Origin of the sequence: Actinomadura sp. 7K507 (assembly GCF_004348425.1) — a bacterium.
Classification (GTDB): Bacteria; Actinomycetota; Actinomycetes; order Streptosporangiales; family Streptosporangiaceae; genus Spirillospora.
This window is the reverse complement of record NZ_SMKK01000428.1, coordinates 1-3,593: the sequence shown is the minus strand read 5'-3', so window position 1 is coordinate 3,593 and position 3,593 is coordinate 1. Positions and strand designations below refer to the sequence as shown.

General features: G+C 69.6%; 4 protein-coding genes. 2 read left to right on the top strand and 2 right to left on the bottom strand.

Translation table 11 applies throughout. From position 1 onward, the window contains the following. Window positions 1-92: 92 nt before the first annotated feature. A complete protein-coding gene (locus E1285_RS43880; RefSeq protein WP_132160829.1) occupies window positions 93-890 on the bottom strand; it encodes a WD40 repeat domain-containing protein in 798 nt (265 codons plus the stop codon). A 49-nt stretch (window positions 891-939) separates the two neighbouring features. Continuing rightward, window positions 940-2,211: an MFS transporter gene (locus E1285_RS43875; protein ID WP_132160828.1), complete on the bottom strand. Its 1,272-nt coding sequence runs from the start codon at window positions 2,209-2,211 to the stop codon at window positions 940-942. A gap of 63 nt (window positions 2,212-2,274) precedes the next feature. On the opposite strand from E1285_RS43875, the gene E1285_RS43870 reads away from it, so the two are divergent. Together E1285_RS43870 and E1285_RS43865 are read left to right on the top strand one after the other, a co-directional pair. Next, window positions 2,275-2,817, top strand: coding sequence for a TetR family transcriptional regulator (locus E1285_RS43870; protein ID WP_132160827.1), 543 nt, complete (start codon window positions 2,275-2,277; stop codon window positions 2,815-2,817). 47 nt (window positions 2,818-2,864) lie between these two features. Next, the gene (locus E1285_RS43865) at window positions 2,865-3,401 is read left to right on the top strand and encodes a hypothetical protein (RefSeq protein WP_132160826.1); all 537 of its coding nucleotides are present in this window, start codon (window positions 2,865-2,867) and stop codon (window positions 3,399-3,401) included. Window positions 3,402-3,593 lie beyond the last annotated feature (192 nt).

Here is a 3,593-nt window from a genome sequence, read left to right as displayed (position 1 = left end):
TATAATCCATACAGGCGGCATTCCAGTATTGGGATGCATAGCCCCGTCACGTTCGAAGGGCTCAACCTGCCCTCAGACGCCGTCGAGTGACCTCACCTCGGGTGTCCGTGCAACGGGGGGAAGCTCACGATGTCCTGCGACATCCGATGGCCGGTCATCCGGCAGATCAGGCCGCGTTCCAAGACGTCCCACACCTCCACGTCGTCCTGCCACGAGAGCAGGCCGACCAGCGCGCCCCCGTCCGGCCAGGTAGCGATCTTCCGCACCTTCGCGGTGGCGGGGAGGGAACCGATCCGCACGCCGAGCTCCAGGTCCCAGAGCCCGGCGACCTTGCCCGCGACCGCCGCGACGGCGCGTCCGCCGACGACGACCACCGCCACGGAATCGAGCCGCTCCCCAGCGTCGAACACCCGAGCTTCACCGGTAGTCAGGTGCACAACGCGGATGGTCTGGTCCCAAGCGACCGACACCACGGCCGGTCCGTACTGGAGTTCCACGGTCGCCAGTCCCTGCACGAGGTCCTCGTGACCGGCGAGCCCACCCAGCACCACCCCGGACTCCAGGTCGATCAACTTCGGGGTGTCGCTCCAGTCGCAGGTAACGGCCACCGTCCGGCCGTCAACGACCGTGACGACGAGGTGTCTGCCACCGGCATCGTCAACGGTGCGCACCGGCTCGCCGGTCGCGGCATCCCATACCTGTACCGCCGTCGCGGCGCAGTCGTGGGTGCCGGGACGGGCACAATCGCCGTCGTAGTGCGGCTCGGTCGCCGTCACATAGACGGGCACCCCACCGACCACGGCGCCGACGACGGCGTCGGCCCGGATTCCCGGAAGCACCCGGCGCAGACGGGGATCGGCCCCCGAACTCGTCGTCCACACAACTCGCACCCGCAGAAGCTACAGGCCGCAGCGTCCCAGGCGAGGCCCGTCCCTGGAGTCATGTACTGCGACCAGCCGAACGATCCGCCATCGTCCTTGGAGCGCGGCGCGGCGGGTGGTCGACCGTCCGTCGGGTGAGGTGGTGGGCCAGCTCTGACAGTCCCAGGGCGAGCAGCGCGATCACGGCGGCGGCCGGAGCGAGCCGGTCGGCGCCGAACCATCCGATGCCGGCGGCCCCCGCCATGCCCGACAGAGAGATCGCCAGGTAGAGGATGGCGGCGTTGAGTGACACGTACACCGACGCCGAGGCCGGATCCAGTGCGATCAGCCGGTGCTGTTGCGGCGTCGTCAGCGCCCAGGCCGGGACTCCGTAGGCCACAACCATCACCGCCGCGGCCGCCAGGGAGCCTGTGGTCAGGGGCATCACGAGCAGCGCGGCGACCAGTAGTGCGATCGCGCCGGACGCGACGGCACGCCCGCCGAGCCGGTCGGCCAGCGTCCCGCCCGCGTAGTTGGCCAGCGTGCCGACCACGCCGAAGACGAACAGCAGCGTGGCCAGGCGACCGGTGTCCCCGCCGGTCGCGGGCTCGAAGACGGCGGAGATGTAGGTGTAGGGGATGTAGACGGCCGTGAAGCCGGCCAGGGTGGTGCCCATCAGGGCGAGCGCGCGCGGGTCGCGCAGCGGGCGCAGCCGCTCGCCCAGGCGCTCGGGTGCCGGTGCGGCGATCTGCCTCGGTACCAAGGCCAGGACGCACACCATGCCGAGCACTGACAGGCCGGCCAGGAACCACACGGTCGCGCGCCATCCGAGCGCCCCTCCAAGGACGGTCCCGATGGGGGCGCCCAGGGCGGTGGCCGCGGTGAAGCCGGTGGTGACCACGGCGATCGCCCGTCCACGGCGCTCGGCGGGAACGAGCGCGGCCGCCGTGACCGCCGCGGCCGGCACGAACAGCCCGGCCCCGGCCGCGGCGACCATCTGTGCGGCCACCAGGGAAGAGAACGTCGGCGCGATCGCGGTGGCGGCGTTGCCCGCCAGGTAGACGCCGAGTGCGAGCAGCAGGATCCGGCGCCGCGGCCAGCGGGCGGTCAGCGTGCCTAGGACCGGTGCCAGCACCGCACAGACCAGCGCGAAAGCGGTCACCACCTGCCCGGCCGTAGTGATCGGGATCTCGAAAGTGTCGCCGAGCAAAGGCAGCATGCCGGCGAGCACGAACTCGTCCGTCCCGACCGCGAAAACTCCGAACCCCAGGGCGGGCACGCTCCAGCGCGCCCGCCGCGTCCATCCGTCACCGGCCACCACGACCCCCAAAACGGTACTGATCAGTTCCATCTGATGAAGCGTGACGGTACTGATCGGTTCCGTTTTTGGTCAAGTCGCGCTATCGTCGGTGGCATGGCTACGCGCGCTCGTGAACGCCTGGTCCAGGCCGCCGAGGACCTCTTCTACGCCGAGGGCATCCGCGCAGTCGGGGTGGAGCGCCTGCTTGAGCGGTCCGGTGTGGGCAGGGCGTCCTTCTACCGCCATTTCGCGAGCAAGGACGACCTGGTGACGGCGGTCCTGCGGGAACGGGACGAGAAATGGCGCCAGGCCCTGGCGGAGGACGTCGCCTCGCGCGGCGACGATCCCCTGGCCCTTTTCGACGCGCTGGAGGCGAGCTTCGACGACGACTACCGCGGGTGCTCGTTCATCAACGCGATGGCCGAGATCGCCGACACCGACCACGCGGTTTATCGGCTGGCCGAGGAGCACAAGCGCGCGGTCACCGACTACGTCGGGGAACTGCTGGCCAAGGCCGGGCACGCCGAGCACGCCGACCTCGCCGCGCAGTTCGTCCTGCTGCTGGACGGAGCGATCGTGACCGCGCTGCGCCTACGCTCCCCCGAACCCGCCCGCCGCGCCCGCACGATCGCCGAAACCCTGCTCGCCGCCGCCTGAATATTCAGGGGACGGCGGCGTTGGTCGGCTCCACCTAGTCTGGTTGCATGCGGATTCCCGGCCTCGGCCTGCTCGTCGAGGATGCCGAACTGGGCTGGTACCAGAGCGAGCCTGTTCCCGTGCCGGTACTGGGCGGCGAACCCCGCCGCTTCTATGTCGACGGCTATGTCGATGACCCCGCACCCGAGGACTTCCACGCCGCGATCCGAACGTTCCTGTCGCTCGACCGGTCGGCGCTGACCGCGGCCGCACCGTCGATCTTCGCCTACTACCGCGATATCACGGACGACATTTTGGCCGCCGGTGACGACGACTGGTACGTCGAAATCAAAGGCCCAGACGATGTACTCGACCACATCCGGCTCGGGGACGAGCCGATGGTCGCCCGCGATTCGCCCGGCGACGGGCACGTCTACGTGTCGCTGGAATGCGAATGCGATTGGGAGCCGGAACACGGCCTGCAACTGGTGTTCAGGGACGGCCGCACGGTGACCAAGGTCGGCCCCTACGACGGTCACCTGACCGACCCGGCCGCCTGGACCGAGGGCTCCCCCGACGGCATCGTCTACCACAGACCGCGCTGACGCTTCCCCGACGAACCAACGGGCAGCACGCCCGTCAAGCGCGGCGCCTAATGCCTCACGTCGAACCTGAGTTGGCTCATTCGCTTAGTGCGTGAGGGTCTGGGTTCTGGATCGCGTTGAGGATGGCTTGCTGCTTGTCGGGGATGGCGGGGGCGAAGGTCTGGTGGGTGCCGTTGATGGCGATGGTGGCCG